At 30.5% G+C, this 771-nt stretch carries 1 protein-coding gene; it reads right to left on the reverse strand.

Annotated elements, in window-relative coordinates; translation table 11 throughout:
• Window positions 1-15 precede the first annotated feature (15 nt).
• On the reverse strand, window positions 16-771 hold a 756-nt coding region (locus tag EGH73_RS13905; protein WP_184808118.1), incomplete at its 5' end, for an IS982 family transposase.

The following is a 771-nucleotide window of genomic DNA, read 5'->3' on the forward strand; positions in this document are numbered from 1 at the left end:
ACTCGTAGTGCATTATTAAATTAATTCAATTTTAAGTCTATTCATTTTTCTATTGAAAACAAAAACATTTACAAACTGAATGAAAGTTAATGCTGTTATTTTGCTCAATACCCTTGTTTTAAAACCGTTAAAAGATTTTGCGTAATTGTTTCTGATTTTAAATTGGTCGCAAAGTTGAGAGAATAAAGTCTCAATTCTTTTTCTGGATTTTCTGAAAATATATTTTTGTTTTTGATAATTTTTTTGGTTGTTTCTCATGGGTGTATCCAGCTTTATATTCGCATAATTGAACAAATCTGTTTGCACTTGGGTGGATAAATAACCCCTGTCTCCAATCAACGTACAATTGTTCATTTGATGCTTGATATCTTGCAAAAAATGAATATCATGAATGCTTGCTGTAGAAATATCAAAACTTTGGAAAACTCCGGAAACAGAACAAACTGCATGTAATTTGTAACCATAATAATAACTCGATTGAGAAGCGCAATAACCTTTGCTGGGAAACGAAAATTCATTTTCCTTACAAATTTTAGAGCGGTTCGCTCTTGCGTTTTTGCAGATTTCTAAAGGCATCGAATCTACAATAAAAGTGGTTTCCATCTCATTAAATTTAGCAACCATAAGTTTTCTAATATTTTCCAAGTGTAAGAAAAGCTTTCTTTTTCTGCGATTAAACACACTTCTCTCAATCATTCCCTTTAGTTTTGAATTAGAGAGGTATCTAAACAACTGATATTCTGAATCTATCGATAAATATTCTGCAGAAAT

Origin of the sequence: Epilithonimonas hominis (genome assembly GCF_003730015.1) — a bacterium.
Lineage (GTDB): Bacteria > Bacteroidota > Bacteroidia > Flavobacteriales > Weeksellaceae > Epilithonimonas > Epilithonimonas hominis.